The organism is Streptomyces capillispiralis (assembly GCF_007829875.1).
GTDB lineage: Bacteria > Actinomycetota > Actinomycetes > Streptomycetales > Streptomycetaceae > Streptomyces > Streptomyces capillispiralis.
This window is the reverse complement of record NZ_VIWV01000001.1, coordinates 7,144,877-7,164,611: the sequence shown is the minus strand read 5'-3', so window position 1 is coordinate 7,164,611 and position 19,735 is coordinate 7,144,877. Positions and strand designations below refer to the sequence as shown.

The 19,735-nt window shown below is 69.0% G+C and carries 7 protein-coding genes; all 7 read left to right on the top strand.

Translation table 11 applies throughout. From position 1 onward, the window contains the following. The gene (locus FHX78_RS31490) at positions 1-4,464 is read left to right on the top strand and encodes a coiled-coil domain-containing protein (protein WP_145870777.1); all 4,464 of its coding nucleotides are present in this window, start codon (positions 1-3) and stop codon (positions 4,462-4,464) included. Then, positions 4,461-5,522: a Wadjet anti-phage system protein JetD domain-containing protein gene (locus FHX78_RS31485; RefSeq protein ID WP_229924130.1), complete on the top strand. Its 1,062-nt coding sequence runs from the start codon at positions 4,461-4,463 to the stop codon at positions 5,520-5,522. Before FHX78_RS31490 ends, FHX78_RS31485 begins: the two co-directional genes overlap by 4 nt. Positions 5,523-5,891: 369 nt before the next feature. Next, complete coding sequence (drmD, locus tag FHX78_RS31480; protein WP_145872236.1) at positions 5,892-9,095, top strand: DISARM system SNF2-like helicase DrmD; 3,204 nt, start codon at positions 5,892-5,894, stop codon at positions 9,093-9,095. Beyond that, a complete protein-coding gene (locus FHX78_RS31475) occupies positions 9,092-13,138 on the top strand; it encodes an Eco57I restriction-modification methylase domain-containing protein (RefSeq protein WP_145870776.1) in 4,047 nt (1,348 codons plus the stop codon). Before drmD ends, FHX78_RS31475 begins: the two co-directional genes overlap by 4 nt. Then, positions 13,135-16,881, top strand: coding sequence for a DISARM system helicase DrmA (gene drmA / locus FHX78_RS31470; RefSeq protein ID WP_145870775.1), 3,747 nt, complete (start codon positions 13,135-13,137; stop codon positions 16,879-16,881). Before FHX78_RS31475 ends, drmA begins: the two co-directional genes overlap by 4 nt. Further along, positions 16,878-18,911 carry a DUF1998 domain-containing protein gene (gene drmB, locus FHX78_RS31465; RefSeq protein ID WP_145870774.1) on the top strand — a complete coding sequence of 678 codons (2,034 nt, stop codon included), beginning with the start codon at positions 16,878-16,880 and terminating at the stop codon, positions 18,909-18,911. Before drmA ends, drmB begins: the two co-directional genes overlap by 4 nt. After that, positions 18,904-19,638: a DISARM system phospholipase D-like protein DrmC gene (gene drmC, locus FHX78_RS31460; protein WP_145870773.1), complete on the top strand. Its 735-nt coding sequence runs from the start codon at positions 18,904-18,906 to the stop codon at positions 19,636-19,638. Before drmB ends, drmC begins: the two co-directional genes overlap by 8 nt. The last annotated feature ends 97 nt before the right edge of the window (positions 19,639-19,735 follow it).

The window sequence follows — 19,735 nt, the reverse complement described above, 5'->3', positions numbered from 1 at the left end:
ATGTATGAACTCAATCGGATTCTGCTGCGCAATTTCGGCCCGGTCGACGCACGGTACGAAGACGTCACCCTGGACTTCTCCGGCGCCGGCCCGGAGGTGGAAACCGCTTCGCTGATCCCGGCCGCCGGCCATGTCACCCACCGCCCGGCCCCAGCCAACCTGATCATGCTGCAAAACGGCGGCGGCAAGGGCGTACTGCTGACCGGCATCACCTGCACCACCATCCCGCACCGCCACCAGGATGTGGAGACGCTGCGCAACTTCACGGTGTCCCTGGCACAGCCCTCTCACGTGGTTCTCGAATGGGCCGACGCGAGGACCGGACGCCTGCTGGTCACCGCCCAGATCCTGGCGCCGGACCGCGAGGGGAAACTGCACCGCCGCTTTTACAGCTTCCACCCGGCCGCCGCCCTGGACGCCGACCGTCTGCCCTTCCACCGCGACGAGCACTGGCTGCCGTTCGAGGACTATTGCACCGAGTTGCGGGACGTACAGCGCCGCGTCGACGCCCTGGAACTGCGCATCGAGGACGGCCAGGAACGATGGGAGAAACACCAGCGCACCCTGGGCCTGCAGCCCGATCTGTTCGACGTGCAGCGCCGGATGAACGCCAAGGAGAGCGACGCGGCGGCGGCATTCACCACCACCACATCCGACGCCTTTGTGGACTGGCTGCTGCGCAAGGCCACCGACGACGACCAGTACGCCGAGCTGGGCACCGCCTTCCACTCCTACGCCCATGCCCACGACCAGCGCGCCGCATGGGACAAGGAACGACAGTTCGCCCTGACCATGCAGCGAGCCTGTGGGGAGGTCGCCATCCTTCACCAGACCCGGCAGAAGACCGCCCACGCCGCCGAGAGCGCGCAGCAACGGCTCGTGCACCTGACCGCCACTGTCCAGCTCCGCGAGCAGCAACTGTCCGACGCGCTCACGGTCCACGCCGACGCCATCACGGACACCTACCGAGCGCACGAGGAGGCAAAGCGGGCAGCCGAGCGGGCCGAGCAGCGCGTGCACCACGTACGCCATCACGCCAGCGCCCTCGAACTGGCCACCGTCCGGGCAAAGCAGCGCGGCGCCGAGCAGGACAAGAAGGAGACCGAAGCCGAAAAGTCGGGCTGGGAGACGGTCCCGGTGGCGCTACGCCATGCGCATGCTGTGGACGATCACACCCGCGCCCAGGAAGCCCTCAGCCAGGCAGAGCGCACCGCCGCCCCCTACCTCCGGGCCGTCCACCAGGCAGCAGCCGACCTCCGTGCTGGGTACGCCCGCGCCGAGGCCGCCGCCCAGGACAAGGTCCGCCGACTGGCCGAGGCCAACCAGCAGTCCGAGACCGATATCGAGCAGTGGCAGCACCGCCGCGAACAGCTCCTTGAAGACACCGGCGCGGCCCAGGCCGATCTCCGCACGCTCCGCGAGCAGATCGACTCCTTCACCACCACGCTGGGTCAGGCGCGCCATGACCGGCTCGTCGAGCCGGACGAACTAGCCGGGGACGCCGCGGCCCGTGCCGAGGCGCACGCCCGCCACCTCGACCAGCTCATGGACGAGGCCAAACAAGCACGTCAGACTGCCCGCACCGGGCGGGACCATGCGCACCGGCACCTGGCCGACACGCAGCGGCAGGCGCTGTCCGACCGTGCCGCGGCTGATGCGGCGCTCGCCCAGACCGACCGGCTGCGCAAGCAGGCCACGGCGGTCCAGTCCCTGCCGCTGTGCGCCGACCTCCTAGAAGCCGCGCCCGACGAGCTGCGCGCCGTCGACGCGTTGGAATGGCTCCGTGAGCATGCCACCGTGCTGGGGGAGGCCGCCGGACGCCGCATCGCGAACCTGGAGACCACGCTCACCGGGACCCGCCTCGGCCTGCGCGAGGACCAGGACCTGCTCGACGTGCTCGATACGAGCGGGGGCCTGCACCCGGCCAGCGCTGCCGTGCGGCGCCTGTGTGAGGACCTTGTCACGCACGGCATCTCGGCCTGGCCCGGCTGGCGGTGGATGCACGACAACGTGCCCGCCGACGCCCATCCCCAGGTCATCCGCGCGCACCCCGACCTGGTCGGCGGGATCATCGTGGGCGGCGCCGATGGCCTGGACGCCGCTCGCCGCCACATGGAACAAACCCGTCCCCTCCCGGCCGCCGCCGTGACCGTGGGCACCGGCGAGCGCCTGCTGCGCCCGGGCTCCTGCGACGACGACCGCTTCGTAATCGAGCCCTCCCCCGCCCTGCACGACGAAGACGCCGCCGAACGCGAACGAGGCGAGGTCACCGCGCGCATCACGGCCGCCACCCGCCAGCTGCAAGACCTCGATGCGCGCCTGGCGGAGGCCCGGGAGCTGGAGCGCCACCTCGCCAACTGGCTTGACGCCTGCGCGCAGATGCCCGTCCCCGACCGCCTCGCCCAGCTGAACGACTTGCAGACCACCGCCGCCGCGTCCGAGACCGCCGCCCAGGAGGCCCGCGACGCGGCCGAGGGTCACGACTCCGCCCTGCACGAGGCGGAGCAGGCGTACGAGGTCCTCGTCGACCGGGCCGGTCAAGCCCAGCGCGCCCTGCACGTCCTCCGACAGCTGGCCAGCGCCGAGACCGAGGCCGGCCAGGCCCGCGACCGCATCGCCGCCCTGACCGCGCAGTGCCAGGAGTGGCGGACCGAAGCCGACGATTTGCGTGCCGCGTGCAAGCGGGCCGAAGCGGAGCTGCTGCGCCGCGCCCAGGCCGTCGAAGCCGCCCGGCAGGAGGCCGACAGCCATGCCGAGAGCCGTCGGGCCGTCCCCGCCCCGCCCGGCGGCGACGCGGCTATCGAACCCGACGCACCGCACGAGCCTCTCCCCGTGCTCAAGCACCGCTACGAGCAGGCCCTGGACGAGCTGCGCGCCGTCCAGGTCGGGGAAGACCAGCAGCAGCGCGCCGCCCGCGCCGAAGAACACCTGCTGGTGTGCCAGAGGGAATGGAACCAGGTGCCCGGGCCGATTCAGGCGCTCGCCCAGAAGTTCAGCGCGGACCCGCGGGCCACCGACGAGGTCCAGCGCCACGCCATCCTGCGCGACGTGGCCGGACAGCTCACCGACCTCGACGACCGGCTCAACGCACTGCGTGACAAGGAGAGCGAGCTGAAGGTCCGTACCGGCCACCTTAAGTCCGCCGCCGCGGCAGCACCGCTGACCGGCGAGGAGGCCGCCGCCTGGACGCCGGCCACCCTGGAGGATGCCACCGCCCTGAGTGCCCGCGCGGCACGGGAGCTGGAAGAAGCCCGTACCACGGAGCGCGCCGCGTCCGAACGCTACAACGGCGCCCGCCGCAGCCAGGCCAACAGCAGCCGCGACCTTGCGGCGTTCCGGTCTGTCCTGCCGCGCCTGGAAAGCGCCGTCCACGGTCTCGACCTGCCCGCCGCCGCGGAGCCCTATCCGGGCACCGCCGAGGCTGCCGAGACAGAGGCCCGGCAGGCCACCGAGGAATTCCGCACCTGCCACCAGGCTGCCCGCGACGCCGACCGCGCTCTGGAAACCGGCGTCAGCCGCCTCAAAGAGGAGGCCGCCGACGTCCGCTTCGAAGGACTCGACATCCCGCTGCGCACGCAGATCTCCGCCCTGGGCGGCGCGAAGATTCCTGCCCTGGCTGAGAACTGGACCCAGGCGCTCGGCTCCCGCATCGCCGCACTGACCAGCGACCTGGATGCCATGGCCAAGACCCGCGATGCCCTCGCATCCCAGCTCGGCGCCCACGTCACCGATCTCCTGCACCGCCTCGACCAGGCCAGCCGCTTCTCCGCCTTCCCCGACGGCGACGCACCCTGGGCCGGACAGAAATTCCTCACCATCCGCTATAAGAAACCCGACCAGCAGAACCCCCTCGCCGCCGCGATGCGCGAAACCGTCGATGCCCTCGCCCAAAACCCCCGCACCCGCAAACTCAAAGGCATCGACGTCGTCCTGCGCTGCCTCAAGGAGGCCGTACCGCGCGGATTCACCGCCGAGGTCATGAAGCCCAACGCCGCCCAGCGGATCACCCGCGTGCCCGTGGAGAAGATGGGCACCACCTTCTCCGGCGGTCAGGAACTCACCGGCGCCATCCTCCTCTACTGCGCCCTCGCTGCGCTGCGCACCTCACCCGGCCCCCGGAGTCGTACCCGCAACGGCGGACTGCTGCTCCTGGATAACCCCATCGGCCGCGCCAACGCCACCTACCTCGTCGACCTCCAGTTCGAGATGGCCGCCGCCCTCGGCATCCAGCTCATCTACACCACCGGCCTGAGCGACGAGGAGGTCACCGCCCGCTTCCCGATGTGCATCCCGCTGCGCAACGACGCCGAAGCCCGCGCCGGCCTCTCCCTGATCCGCCTCGACGAGCGCATCCGCCACGCCCTCGTCCCCTCCCCTCGCATCGTCCCCGACGACAGCGCCGCCGTCCCGTCCGGCTACCTCCACTCCGCACGCCTGTACACGAAGGAGACCCCCGCTCAATGACCGCCGGTTCTCCCCCTCCGCTCCCGCCACTGTCACCCGCGGCGGCCAGCCTCAGCGCCGCGCTGCAGGCCCGGGCCGAGAAGGCCACCGTGTCCCGCGCCACCCTCGTCGAAGCATTCACCGCAGCCCTGCCCGGCCTGGCCAGTGGCGAGCACGCGCGCACCGCGCTCGCCACACTCCTGCACGAACTCGCCGACCACCGCCTCCTCAACCTGCCCACCAGCAGAGCCCACTGGGACGCCGGCCGACCACGCCTGCCCGAACAAGTACGTCTGCCCGCCACCACCCAGGCGACGCCGCGTGCACCGCGTGAACCCGTCTCGTGGCGCCCGGAACTCGACTGGGCCTACACCGCCCGTCTCACCGCCGCACAGACCGAGGACCTCCTGGCGTGCAACCGCTGGTTCCGGGACAGCAGCTACGCCCCCGACCGGCGTACGCCGATCCCGCTGCGCGAGCGGTCCTACGAGATCTTCCGCGACGAGAAACGTCTCGACGCCCTCATCTCCGGCGCGCTGTTCGCCCCCGGGCGCCTCACCCTCGATCAGCTGGCCACCTACCGCCAGCCGCCCCCGCTCGCCCACCACCAAGTCGGCGACGGCGACACCCTTCTGGTGGTGGAGAACAGCGACACCTATGCCACCCTCCACGACCTGATCGCCAAGCAGCCCGGCCGCATCCGTTTCATCGCCTTCGGGGCCGGACGTTCCTTCGAAGCCTCTGTCAGCCGCCTCACAGAACTATCCGGCATCCACCGCACTTTCTACTACGGCGACCTCGACGCCGACGGCCTGGCCATCCCTGCTCGCGCATCCCTCACCGCCCTCCAGCACGGCCTGCCCCCGATTGAACCGGCAACTGACCTCTACCGACTCCTCCTCGGCCACACCCCCACGCCCTCCGCTCTCGTTGCCGACGACCGTGCCCAGACGCTCACTGCCTGGCTGCCCGCGCCCCTGTCCACACAGGCCCACGATCTACTCACCGCCGGCCAGCGCCTCGCGCAGGAAGCGACCAACCGCAACCAGCTCTCAGTCGACTCCAGTTGGCGCACTTGACGTCTTGTTGACGGCCGCCGCCGCCCCCGGCGGCGTACACCACCGCAGGTCTCGCCCCATGGGTGAGGGATAGAAAGTGACGATCGAGGGCAGGGAGCCATCTATTCCACCAGGGGGCACCCAGCCCGAGTGTGTCTTGATCGAGATCGCGCGGGGGTGCGGGCGGAAGCCCGCACTGACGAGCCCTGGCCAAGACGCCCCTTCCGTAATCCGCTGACCACGGTGTTCGCGAGTCCTGAGGACTTGCAGCGGGCCGCAGCCAGGTCGGAGATACTGGTGTTTCTGTGACCCCTGCGGCCTGATGCTATCCCCATGTGCCTGGGTGGTTACGCTCCGGCAGTGACGGCATTGGTGAAGGAGTCTGCCCAGGTGGCGACGGCGACGGAGTATCCGCAGGGATCGGCGAGCAGCACCCCGAATACGGCGGCCGTTCCGCCGGTCCCGGAGCCGGGACAGGTCGTCAAGGTGCGGGGCTCCACCTGGGCCGTGTCCGATATCCAGAAGCAGGGCCTTCCTCGTAGCCCCGCAGACGAGGGCATGCCGGGACTTACCCATGTGGTCAGCCTGCAGTCGCTGGACGAGGACCGGCTCGGGCAAGAGCTGACGGTGGTCTGGGAGCTGGAGGTCGGGCACACCCTCGCCCCGAACCAGGGCCTTCCGGATACTGTGCGGGCGGAAGCGTTCGACGACCCGAACACCCTCGCCGCGTTCGTGGACGCGGTCCGCTGGGGTGCGGTCACCTCGGCGGACGCGAACTCCTACCAGGCCCCCTTCCGCAGCGGCGCGAACGTGGAGGCGTACCAGCTGGTGCCGCTGAGCCGGGCCCTTCAGTCTTCGCGTACGAACCTGCTGCTCGCGGACGACGTCGGCCTGGGCAAGACCATCGAGGCCGGCCTCGTCGTGCAGGAGCTGCTGCTGCGGCACCGTGCACGATCCGTGGTGATCGTGTGCCCGCCGAGCCTGTCGCTGAAGTGGCAGGACGAGATGCGAGAGAAGTTCGGCCTCGACTTCGTCATCGTCAACAGCGAGCTGATGGCGAAGGTGCGGCGGAGCCACGGGCTGAACGCCAACCCTTTCCGCCTCTTCCCGCGCGTGATCGTGAGCATGGCGTGGCTGCCGTCACTGCGGGCGCAGCGCCTGCTGCGCGACGTGCTGGCCGATGTGCGCAGCGCGGGCACGGCCAGGCGGTACGCGTTCGACGTGCTGGTGGTCGACGAGGCGCACCATGTGGCGCCGGCCAGTCCGACGACGGCACCGGGGCAGCGCGGCTACGCGGTGGACAGCAAACGGACGACGGCGACCATGCGGCTCGCCGAGGCATGCGAGCACCGGCTGTTTTTGAGCGCGACGCCGCACAACGGCTATTCGGAGTCGTTCACCGCCCTGCTGGAGATGATCGACGGCCGCCGGTTCACCCGCGGCGCGAGCATCGACGAGCAGGCACTGAGGGAGGTGATGGTGCGGTGGCTGAAGACCGATCTGCCGGACAAGGGGTTCAAGACACGGAAGCTGGGGACCCTCCCGTTCACGCCGTCGGAGGAGGAGCAGCAGCAGTTCGCGCGGCTGGAGCGGCTGCTGGCGGACAGTGCCCGGGCGAACGGCAAGGGCTCGGGCGGCGACATCGTCGCGATGCTGCTGAAGAAGCGTTTCCTGTCCAGCCCGTGGTCGTTCGCCCGCACCCTTGAGCTGTATGAGGGCGCGGACGGCGGCGACCGGAAGCTTCGGATGGACGACGAAGACCAGTACTACACGGAGGTGCTGGGCAGCGGCCAGTCCGACGAGGAGGAGGGCGCGGCCGAACACCCCGAGTTCACCGCGCTGCGCCACTCCAAGGGCTCGGACCCCCTAGTCGCGGCCACCAGCAGCGAAATCGCCTCGCTCATCGAGTGGGGGCGCCGCTATGAGCACAAGCCGGACTCCCGGCTGGAAGAACTGCTGACCTTCCTCGCCGCAGTCTGCCGGCCGGACGGCACCCATTGGACCAACGAACGCGTCGTGGTGTTCACGGAGTACGCGGCCACCCTCGAATGGATCGAGCGCGTCCTGCGGCAGCGCGGCTACAACGACGTACTGGAGGTCATCCAGGGCTCGACCCCGACCGAGGAGCGGGAGAAGATCCGCGCCCGGTTCACCGAGAGCCCGGACAAGCACCCCGTCCGCGTCCTGCTCGCCACCGACTCCGCCGGCGAGGGCATCGACCTGCAGACCCATTGCCACCGCCTGGTCAACTTCGACATCCCCTTCAACCCGTCCCGCCTGGAGCAGCGCATCGGCCGGATCGACCGGTACGGGCAGACGAAGCACCCTGAGATCTTCCACTTCGTGCCGGTCTCCAGCTCCACGACGTACGACGCGGACATGAAGTTCATGGGGATCATCGCGACCAAGGTCGGGCAGGCCACCGAGGACCTCGGCAAGGTCAACCAGGTCATCGATGCCGAGGTGCAGGAACACTTCGCCCCCACCCGTACGGTGCGCAAGGCCCGGCTGACCGCGCCGGACGACGGCAACGAGGTGATCACCCGCGTGCTGGCCGGCGGAATGGAGCTGAACCGCCGGCTCACCAAGCTCTCCGAGACGTACCACGAGAGCAAGGCCGCCATGCATCTCACGCCCGCAAACGCCCGCCGGGTGGTGGACACGGCGCTCACGCTGACCTCGCAGCCCCCGCTCGTCGAGATCGGCGACGACCGCACCGAGGCGCAGGTCTTCGGGATCCCGAACCTCAGCCGCTCCTGGCAGCCGGCCCTGCGTGGCCTGGACACCCGCCTGGAGCCTGGCGTCCCGCGCCCCATCACCTTCGACGACCAGGCCGCGCAACACCGCACCGACCTGGTCCACATCCACCTCGGGCACGCCCTCATGCAGCGCGCCACCCGCACCCTGCGCTCCGCGCTCTTCAGCACGGACTCCCCGGTGCACCGGGTCACCGCCGTCATCGCCCCGGGCCTTCCCGAGTCCTGTGTCGCCGCCGTCTCCCGGCTAGTCCTGGTCGGACGCGGCGGGCTGCGCCTGCACGAGGAGGTGTTCCTCACGGGCGTCCGGCTGCGTGGTCAGGCACTTGCCGAGTCCAAGGTCGAGCAGGTCCTCGACGAGACCCTCGACTCCGCCGATCTGCTCCTCGCCGATGAGAAGGTACGAGCTCACCTCGCCGAGCAGTGGAACGACGATGGCTCCCGGCTGCGCACACGCCTGCTGACTGCGATGGAACGCAAGAGCGCCAGCCGTCAGGAGAAGGTCACCGAGGCGCTCACCCAGCGCCGGGACGCCGACATCAAACGCGCCCACGAGATCTTCGGCGCCTTCCGGCTCAACCTGCGCGAGTCCCGTGACCGCCTGGAGCAGGCCATCCGCGCTGAGGAAGAGCTTCTGTTCACCGACGACCAGCAGAAGCAGCGACGTCGGGACCTGCACCACATGAACGAGCGCCTGGACAGCCTGGACGACGAGGAGGCGCGCGAGATCGTCTCGATCCAGGAGCGCTACAGCGACATCAGGCCCTACGTATCCGCCGCCGCGGTCGTGTTCGCCCTCGCCCCCGAAGACGCGAAGAACGGAATGGTCAAGGCATGAGCCGCCGCTACCCCCCGACCGCCGCCGGCCTGCACCGCGCCTGGCTCGAACTCGTCGACGCCGACGGTCCCTTCCTCGCCGTCCCCGCCCTGGAACGTGTCTATCCCCAGGGCATCCCCCAGCCCCACTCCCGGGCGCTCGACGCCATCAAGGACGCCAAGCCAGCCTTCGAGAAGGCATGGGAGAACTGGGACGAGCACCGGGGCGACGAAGCCGCCCTCGACCTGTACCGCGAGGCCCGCGACACCTGGGTCGACCTCGTCCTGCGCCAGGGCTTGCGCTGGGGCGCCTCCTACACCGTGCCCGCCCCAGCCGCCGCCGAAGTCCGCTCACCCGATTACACCGTCACCGTGCGCGCCGACGGCGCGCTCGTCCACGGCGACACCACCGGGGCTCTCGTCCTGGTCACGGACCCCACGGACTCCCTGCGCGATCCGCTCACCGACGGCTGGTCGGCCAGCCCCATCGACCGCATGGAAGAGCTGCTGCGCGCCTCGGACGTCCCCATCGGAGTCGTCACCGACGGCCGCTGGTGGGCGATCGTCAGCGCCCGCCCGCAGACCATGGTCGCCTCCGGCATCGTTGATGCCCAGACCTGGATCGAAGAGCCCCAGACCCGCAACGCCTTCATCGAACTCCTCCAGCGCCGCCGCCTGGTCGGCGGCAAAGCGCAGGACCGGCTGACGGAACTCTTCGGCGAGTCCGTCACGGCCGCCGAGAAGATCACCGAAGCGCTCGGCACCCAGGTCCGCCGCGCAGTCGAACTCATCGTCCAGGCCCTGTCCGAAGGCGCCCTGGACGCACAGCGACGCGGCGAGCCAGACCCGCTGCCGGCGGCACGGGGCGAGGTCTACGAGGCCGCCGTCACCGTCATGATGCGCGTCGTCTTCCTCCTCTTCGCCGAAGAACGCGGGCTGCTGCCTCAGAGCCGCCTCTTCGCGATGGGATACGGCATCAGCGACGAACTCGACCTCCTCGACGCCCGCGAGAAGGAGGAAGGCGAACAGGCCCTCGACGCCACGTCCCTGACCTGGCACCGGCTCCTGGCCACCTCGCAGGCCCTGTACCGGGGCGCGAGCTTCGAGGACCTGCGCCTTCCCGAGTACGGCGGCTCCCTCTTCGACCCGGCCCGCTTCCCGTTCCTCACCGCTTGCGACTCGCAGGACACCCTGACCATCACGGTCAGCGACCGCGTCATGCTCGAAGTCCTGCGCGCCGTCCAGATCGCCCAACTGCCCGGCGGAGCACGACGGATCTCCTTCCGTGACATCGACGTCGAACAGATCGGCTACATCTACGAAGGTCTGCTCGGCTACTCCTGCGAACCCGCCGAAGAGATCATCGTCGGACTCACCGGCAGCGCGGGATCCGAACCCGAGATCCCCCTCGCCACCCTCGAAGAACTCAGCCAGGCCAAGTACACCGAGACCGCGCTGGCCGACGCGATCCTCGCCTGGATAAAGCAGCACCAGCCAGCCGCGAAGCCGTCCAGCAAAGCCGCCCTCACCAAAGCACTGAAGACGGGCGACACCCTCGACGACACCGAGATCGCCCTGCGCGACGTCACCGACGACCCCGAACTGCGCGACCGACTGCGCCCGTACATCGGACTCATCCGCCGAGACCTGCGCAACCGACCGCTGGTGGTCGAGCCCGGCGGCGTCCTGCTGGTGGAGACGCCCTCGCGCGCCTCGGCCGGCGCGCACTACACGCCCCGCTCGCTGGCCGAGGAAGTCGTCCGCTACGCGCTGGAACCCCTCGTCTACTCGCCCGGACCACACCAGACCGCCGACCAGGACGCCTGGCGGCCCATCGACTCCGACCAGATCCTCGACCTGCGCATCGCCGACATCGCCTGCGGCTCCGGCGCCTTCCTCGTCGCAGCCGCCCGCTACCTCGCCGACCGGCTCGTCGAAGCATGGCAGCGCCAAGGCGAAGCACGTGGAAGGACACCGCACGACCTGCACGTCCACGCCATAAGGACCGTCGTCGCCACCTGCCTGTACGGCGCCGACATCAACGGCATGGCCGTGGAGATGTGCAAGCTGTCGCTGTGGCTGGTGTCGCTGGACCCGAAGCTCCCGTTCTCGTTTGTCGACGACAAGGTGCTCCACGGCAACGCCCTGCTCGGCCTGACCAACGCCGACCAGCTACGTCGCCTCCACATCGACCCCGCCGCGGCCGGCAACCAGCTCAGCATCTTCGCCTTGGACGTGGACGACATCCTGGACCAAGCCAGCCGTCTGCGTCGCCAGCTCGCCACCGAGGTCGACGACAACGACCCACAGCGCTCGGCCGCCACCAAGCGGCGGCAGTGGCGCCGGTACCAGGAGCTGACCGCGCAGCTCACCGACGTCGCGGACGGTGTGATCGCGGCGGGGCTGCGGTGGGGCGGAAAGCCCGGGAAGGAGTTGAAGGCGGCTTACGAGAATCTCCGCATCGCGGTCGAGAGCGCTTACCCGGTCGACGGCGGAGAGGCTGACCAGGACCGGGCGATGCTCGATGGCATCAAGCAGGCTGGCCTCACGCCGATCGTGACGACGGACTACGAACGCTGGAAGCCGCTGCACTGGATTCTCGCCGTGCCAGATGTGATGGAGAGGGGCGGGTTCGATGCGGTGATCGGAAACCCACCATTCTTGGGCGGGAAGAAGCTCACCGGATCAGTGGGAACGAACGCCCGCGATTGGTTCGTCAACACGCTAGCAGGAGGCAGGAAGGGGAGCGCGGACCTGGTGGCGTACTTCTTCCTGCGCGCGCATGAGCTTCTATCACGGCGGGGAGGGCTCGGGCTGATCGCAACGAACACGGTCGCTCAGGGAGACACCCGACAGGTCGGCCTCGACCAGCTGGTCTCGCAGAACTTCACCATCACCCGCGCCATCCAGAGCCGGTCATGGCCTGCGGCTAGCGCTAATCTGGAGTATTCGGCGGTGTGGGGCAGTCGGGCCGACATTAACTCGGCGGTGCCCCGGATCGTCGCGGAGGTTGAGGGGGACCTCGAGGTCAAGCGGGTCTCTACACTGCTGGAACCGGGCGGCCAGGTAGACGGTCATCCGGTCCAGTTGGTGGAGAATAAGGGAGTTGCGTACATCGGCTGCTACGTGCTGGGCATGGGATTCGTCCTGGAGCCCGACGAAGCCGCAGCGTGGATCGAGGTCGATCCACGGAACAAGGACGTTCTATTCCCCTACCTCAATGGTGAGGATCTCAATTCCCGCCCGGATAGCTCGCCGTCACGATGGGTTATCGACTTCTTCGACCGCACCGAAGAGAAGGCGAAGGAATACCCACTTCCCTATGAGCGTGTACTCCAGTCTGTTAAGGCTGATCGCCAGAAGGTCAACCGGAAGGTACTGCGAGACCGGTGGTGGCAGTACGCAGACAAGCGCCCTGCGATGCGCAAGGCGATCGCAGACCTGGACGAATTGCTCGTGATCGCTCTGGTAAGCAAGACAGTGATGCCGGTGCGTGTCTCAGCGAAACAAGTCTGTAGTCACATGTTGGGAGTGTTCGCTACGGAATCCTATGCAGCTCAGGCGGTGTTGTCGTCTTCGCTGCATCAAACTTGGGCCATCAAGTACGGGTCGGGCATGCGAAATGACCCTCGGTACACGCCGTCTGATGTGTTCGATACCTTCCCTCAGCCAAGAGCCACAGATGAGCTCGCCGATGCCGGCCGCACCCTCCACGCCGAGCGCCGCGAAATCATGCTCCGCCGCAACCTGGGCCTCACCAAGCTCTACAATCTGGTCAACGACCCCGCCATCTCCGACGCCGCAGACCCCGATGTAGCCCGCCTTCGCCAGATCCACGTCGAGCTCGACCAAGCAGTCATGGCGGCCTACGGCTGGGATGACGTCCGGCTGGAGCACGGATTCCACACATACCGCCAAATGGAACGCTGGACGGTGAGCCCTGCCGCTCGGGTAGAGATCCTCGACCGCCTCCTCGAAGAGAATCATCGTCGTGCCGCCTCGCAGGGCGTTGTCAGCCCCACCGGCAACAATGAGGGCACCGAGGATGAGGAGGATGACGAGTGACGACCCCGGGGCACAACAGTGCCCAACCCTCAGCCGGTGCCCCGCAGGCCCCGGCCTACCGTCTCGCCCTCGAACCCGACGACCGTTCCTGGACGGCCCGCGAGAATCTGGTCGACATCCTGGAGCGTGAGCTCCTCGGCCCGGCGAACGGCCCGGACGAGGTCCTTGACGGTGTCCCCGACTCGGCGTACCTGATCGGCCGGATCGCGCCCGTGCGCCTCACCGCCGGCCAGGACGACCCAGGCGAGGCTGGATCGGACGACGCTGCGACCGACGTGGGTGACGCTGTGGACGCCGCCGAGAGCCGGGGTGTGCCGCTCACTGCCGTCGACGACAGCAGCGCGAGTTCGGACGAGGACGAGGTGGAGGACCAGCCGCAGAAGCGTGGGTTGATGATCCCGGCGTCGATGGGGCTGCGCTTCCAGATCCCTGACGATCTCGACGAGTTCACGGTGACCGCCTCGTGGGGCACGTACGAGCCGGTGAAGGAGAAGCGTGGCGAGGGCACCGAAGACGGCGAGGGCGCGGCACCGGCTCCGGCGCTCCGTCGTTTCCAGCGCACCCCGCACGCCATAGCGAAGGCGATCAAGGTTGCCGACCTGAAGCCGTCCCGTACGAGCGAGATCGTGCTCAAGGACAAGGTCCTGCTTCGGGTGGATCGATACGACGACTCCGAGCGTGACTGCCGGCTGATCGAGGTGGCATTGTGCAACGACCGGGAGACGCCTCGCAAGATCCCGGTCGAGGCGTGGCTGTACCAGACCAAGCTGTCGGTGTCGGCTGGTGGAGCTGAGGCGTTCCTGCCGGTCAATGACGTACTCCTGGACACGCGCGAGGAGCCGGACGACGAAGTGCGGCGCCTGCGGCTTCAGTACCGCAACCGTCTGGAGTTCGCCCATGGCCGGACCTGCTCGGTGGACTGGAAGGTAGCCGAGGGGGCGCGCAGGGCCAGCGAGGTGTGGACGACGTGGCTGCCGGTGAGTGAGACGCCGCAGACGGCCGCCGAGGAGATCGGCGCGGCTCTGCTGGACATGCGCAAGCTCCAGGAGGTGTCGATCGACGAGCTGCGTACGGGTCTTGAGCCGATCGTCGCGGGTTACACGGACTGGCTGGACGGCGAGGAGCAGCGGGCCAAGGCTCTTCCGGAGCATCTGCGGTCCGAGGGCCTGGACGCGGTCACCGAGGCGCGCCGGGTGCAACGCCAGCTTGAGGAGGGTCTGAAGCACCTCCTCGGGGACAAGGAGGCGTTGCGCTGCTTCCGGTTCATGAACCGGGTGATGGCCGATCAGCGCGTCCAATCCCAGGTCGCGGAAAGGCGGGCGAGTCGGCCGGAGGAGAGCATCGACGAGGCTCGCGAGGCTATCCTCGCGGAGAAGGGGGCCTTGGCGCATTCGTGGCGTACCTTCCAGCTCGCCTTCGTGCTCATGCAGTTGCCGTTGCTGTCCGACCCGGCGGCCGAGAAGCGGTCGGGGGATCTGGCCAAGGCGCAGCTGCTGTTCTTCCCGACTGGTGGTGGCAAGACGGAGGCGTATCTGGGTCTGGCCGCCTACACGTTCGCGATCCGGCGCCGCCAGGGCCTCGTGGATGCATTCGACGGTCCGCTGGACGGACGGTCCGGGGTCGCCGTCCTCATGCGGTACACGCTGCGCCTGCTCACCGCCCAGCAGTTCCAGCGCGCCACCGCCCTGGTGTGCGCGGCGGAGCTGGCGCGGCGCGATGATGTGGCGACGTGGGGTGAGGAGCCGTTCCGGATCGGGCTGTGGGTCGGCACCGATGTGAGCCCGAAACGGTACGACGAGGCCGCCGAGCAGTTGCAAAAGGCCCATGGGGGTCGTGGATATCGCCTGACGGTGCTGCAGATCCAGCGCTGCCCGTGGTGCGGGACGCGGGTCGAGGCGCGCGATGTGCGCACGGAGCCCGCGCTGCGCCGGGTGTACGTGTACTGCGGGGACGAGCTGGCCAACTGCCCGTTCGCCGACGGCGGTGAAGTCCCGGACGGGCTGCCGGTGCTCACGGTCGACGAGGAGATCTACCGGCTCGCGCCGGCATTCGTCATCGCCACGGTGGACAAGTTCGCCCGCCTGGCGCGGGAGGGCGAGGCCGCCTCGCTGTTCGGGCATGTCTCGCGACGCTGTGAACGGCACGGATTCGTGCATCCCGACTATCAGCAGTGCGACATCAAGGACGGCAGCAAGCACCCCAAGAAGGACGGCTGGCCGGCGGCCGCCCTTCACCCGGCCACGCGGCTACGCCCCCCGGACCTGGTCATCCAGGACGAGTTGCACCTGATCACCGGGGCACTCGGCACGACGGTGGGCCTATTCGAGGTGGCGATCGACGCGATGACCGACTGGCGGACCAAGGAGGGACGCCCGGTGCGTCCGCTCCTCGTCGCCTCCACGGCCACCGCCCGTAACGCTTCCGAGCAGGTGCGCGCGCTGTACGGACGCGACGTCACCATCTTCCCGCCACAGGTCCTGGACGCCGGGAACACCTACTTCTCCAAGGAGATCCCGGTCTCCGAGAAGCACCCGGGGCGCCGGTACGTCGGGATCAGCACCACCGGGGTGCGCTTGACCACAGCGGAGATCCGGGTCGCCGAGGTTCTCCTAGCCGCCGGGCAGCTGCTCCTCGACCGCTCCAGCCGCGCGGCCGATCCGTACATGACCCTGGTCGGCTACTTCAGCGCCACCCGTGAACTCGCCGGCATGGCCCGATACATGAGCGACGACATTCAAACCGCGCTCGCCAAGGGCCGCCCCTGGTCGAAGCTCCCCCGCCGCACCGGAACCGACTACGGTTCGCTGCACGTCGCCGAGCTGACCTCGCGCGTGGCCAGCGCGGACATCACCGCGACCCTGGACCAGATGGCGACGGCATTCGACCCGGGCTTCGACTCCACCGCGGGCAAGCGCAACCGGCGCGCGCTCAGGGAGGCGAAGAAGCCGGAGCCCACGCGCGAGGTCAATCCGTACGACGTGGTTCTGGCCACCTCCATGCTCCAGGTGGGTGTGGACGTGACTCGCCTTGGGCTGATGCTCGTGGTCGGGCAGCCGAAGAACACCGCGGAGTACATCCAGGCGTCCTCCCGTGTCGGCCGTACGGCGGACCGGCCGGGGCTGGTGGTCGCACTCGGGAACTGGGCGCGGCCGAGGGACCTCGCCCATTTCGAACAGTTCCGCCACTACCACGAGACGTTCTACGCCCAGGTGGAGGCGCTGTCGGTGACCCCGTTCTCGGTGACCTCTCTGGAGCGCGGCCTGGACGGCGTGCTAGTGAGCGCCGCCCGGGTCCTGCAGGCAGCGAAGGCTGGCCAGGGGCTGTCCCCGGAGGACGGGGCAGCCCGTATCGAGGCCGAGCAGCACTTCGCGGGCGAACTCGTAGACGCCCTCGTCCGTCGCGTCGCGCGGGCCGGCGACGAGGACGCCGCCACCCGTGCCCGCCTGCGCCTGGAAAACCGGCTCGACCAATGGGGCAAGCGCCGCAAGAGCCTCATGGAGGACCGCAAGTCGCTGGTGTACGAGAGGGTTTTGGACGACGGTCGGCACGACGCGCTGATGATGAGCGCGGAGAACGCCAAGGCGGGCATCGACACCCGTGACGCCGCGCCGTTCATCGTGGCGAACTCGATGCGCGAGGTGCAGCCGGAGATCAACCTCCTGGTGAGCCCGATCAAGGAGCGGCTGGTGTACCGGGCACCTGACCATGCCCCTCAGTGGAAGATGCCGGAGGACAACTCGTGAGTGACGAGACGCGCTTCGTCTACGACGTCGCCCACGCCGTCGACCCGCTGGGCGACTTGGAACAGGAGGCGGAGAAGGCGACCAAGCACAACCGTGCCAAGGTCGGCTCCGCCCGGCCCTCCTCCCTGCTCTACACCTACGGCCCCGGCGCGATCATGGACTTGCCGCAGTTCACGATCATGCCCACCGGCCTGGACGACTGGGACCGCATCTGGCGGCGCCGCGACTCCGCACCCCCGCAGATCCACGCCCCCCGCCTGCGTGACGTAGTCCGCATGATGCTGCGTTCCCCCGACGTGCAGCTACGGCCGTATCCCTGGCAGCCGAAGAAGCACAGCCGGTCCGCCGAAGGCAACGACCTCGGAGTCCCCTCCCGGGTCTTCCCGCAATGGCTGCGCTGCACGGGCTGCGACATGCTCGGACTACTCACCCAGTTCGACTACCGCAACACGCACCCCTTCCGCACCGACCTGGCCGTCTTCGAGCACGCCAAGTGCACGGGCCGCGCGGGCGCCGGCACCCGCAAGCCGATGCGCCGCACCGCCATCCCAGCCCGGTATCTGCTGGCCTGCGTCGACGGACACCTGGACGAGTTCCCGTACGACCTGTGGGTGCACCGCGGACAGCCGTGCACCCAGGCGGAGCTACCCGTCCTGAAGATGGTCGACCGGACCGCCGGCAAGGGCGCCTCGGCCGTCATCCACTGCGCGTCCTGCGACATGCGGCGGCCCATGAACGAGGCCCAGGGCGAGGCCGGCAGGGCGAAACTCCCGCAGTGCCGCGGACGCCACCCCCACTTGGACGCCTTCGAGCCCAAGGGCTGCCGCAACGAGACCCGGCTGATGCTCGTCGGCGCCTCCAACCTGTGGTTCCCGGCCACCCAGTCCATCATCGTGATGCCGGAATCCCAGGAGGAGAAAGCCAGCGACCTCGCCGACCGGGTCCGCACCGCGCTGGGCGACAAACTCGCCAAGTACCGCGACAACCTCGACCTGATCAGAGACCTTCTCGGCATGGACGGCGGCGTCGACGTCACCAGCCTGTCCGACCACGACCTGGAGCAGGTCCTGCAGGCTGCCTCCGCCCCCACCGACACCCCGGAGGAACAGGAGGAGAAGCTCCGCGACTGGGACCCGGTCGACCTCCTCGTCCCCGAATGGCGCTACCTGCTGCGTGACATCGTCGGCACCCGCGTCGCGGACCCCAAGAGCGGGCTCACCCTAGCCACCCGCAACCGGGGCGACACCCTGCAGCCTGAGATCACCCGTGTGCTCGCGGTCGAACGCCTCCGCAAGGTGAATGCCTTGGTCGGCTTCACCCGCATCGACGACATGGACCGCGTCGGCGACCTCCCGCGCCGCTTGGCCCCACTGACGCGTACGTCCCGGCCGACATGGACCGTGGCCACCGAAGACCGCGGCGAAGGCATCTTCCTCCAGCTCGACGAAAACGCCGTCGCGGCCTGGGAGAAGCGCGTCCTGGACACCGACCTGTGGAAGCTCCACCGCGAGGCACACCGCAGAAACTTCGAGCGCCGCTTCTCCGACACCGCTGGCCAGATCGACCCCGACAGCCGTCTGAAGCCCCCGCGCTACTGGCTCGTCCACACCCTTGCTCACATCCTCATCCGCGAGCTTGCCCTGACCTGCGGCTACTCGGCCGCCAGCCTTAGCGAACGCCTCTACGCATGGCCCGCCAACGAAGGCCGCGACCCCGCGGCCGGCCTTCTCATCTGCACCACCGCATCCGACAGCGACGGCACCCTCGGCGGCCTCGTACAGCTCAGCGAGCCAACGCGCCTCCAGCGGGTCGTCAGCAGCGCGCTGCGCAAGGCCACACGCTGCTCCTCCGACCCCATCTGCTCCAAGCGCACCCCACAGGATCCCGAGGACTTCCTCCACGGCGCCGCGTGCCACTGCTGCGTCATGGCCTCGGAAACCTCCTGCGAGCGCGCCAACCGCTTCCTCGACCGCCGCTTCCTGCTCGACCTGCCCGGCAGCGACCTCGGCTTCTTCCAGGCTCATGAGTGACGCGGACGCGCCGCGCCAGCTCGGGCGGCTCCTGACCGGAACCGAGGCCAAGGACATAGCCGACCGCCTGGCCGACGGCGACACCTTGACCACCGCACTCAAGGTCGTCGCGGTCGGCCAGCGAGCAGAGATCCGGCGGCTACTAGAGGCGGTGGCCCGAGACGCCCGAGCGACGTATCAGCAGGTTCTAGTCCTGCGGGCAATCGAGGGGGCACGGGCACTTCCGACCACACTGTCACCGCTGTGGACCATGCCCGGACATCTCGCCCAGAGCGGGCCGCTCACCACCTCAGTCACCCGCCTCGTGGACAGCGCCCGCCACGCAATCACCTGCTCCACCTTCAACTTCCAGCGCAGCTCGGCACTCTGGGTGTCACTGCGGACGGCCGCACAGCGCGACGGCGTCGCCGTTCGCGTCTACATGGACACCCGGGCCGCCGACGGCAGCGGACAACACTGGGCCCCTTCGACCACAGAGGTAGCCGCCCACCTGGCTCCGGCCGAGGTATGGCGGACCAAGGAATTCGACGGCGGATACGTCCGCAATCACGCCAAGTTCCTCGCCATCGACCACCACCTCCTCCTGGTCACCAGCGCGAACTTCTCCTGGAGCGCAGAGAACAACAACGTCGAATTCGGCGTCCTCATCGACAACCCGAACCTCACCGAAGCCGTCGAGCGCGAGCTACGGGAGGCAGAGGGGGCCCTATACGAACAGATCTCCTGACAGGCCGGCGCCGGGCACCAGCCAGCCCCGACCGTCACATCCGCGCCAACCCGTGGTTCCCGATAGCCTCCGCCCGTCCGGCCTTGTGCTGCAGGTG